Annotated in this window: 1 pseudogene; it reads left to right on the top strand. The window is 58.3% G+C overall.

The features are described from left to right. Nucleotides 1-250 (top strand): annotated as a pseudogene (locus AF337_RS05750) (MFS transporter); the annotation flags it as partial. Nucleotides 251-276: the final 26 nt, after the last annotated feature.

The following is a 276-nucleotide window of genomic DNA, read 5'->3' as shown; positions in this document are numbered from 1 at the left end:
CGTCTCCCGCATCGTCGGGCGCATCGCGAACATCTATGGTTTCATCTTCTTTCTTGCCGTGGTTTCGCTTCCAGCCTTCGCGCCCAGCGCCATGCTTCTATTCTTCGCCTTGATTGTCGTTGGGGTCGCGCTTTCGACGGTGGAACTCGGCATGAATGTCGAGGCCGATGTGACGGAGAAGGCGACGGGGCTGATCATCATGAGCCGCTGCCACGGCTTCTGGAGCTTTGGCATCATGGCCGGCAGCCTGAACCTGTCTCTTATACACCTCTGACG

The sequence above is a fragment of the Rhizobium ecuadorense genome (genome assembly GCF_001187535.1).
Lineage (GTDB): Bacteria > Pseudomonadota > Alphaproteobacteria > Rhizobiales > Rhizobiaceae > Rhizobium > Rhizobium ecuadorense.
The sequence above is the reverse complement of the archived record's forward strand: the minus strand, read 5'-3'. Positions and strand labels throughout refer to the sequence as shown.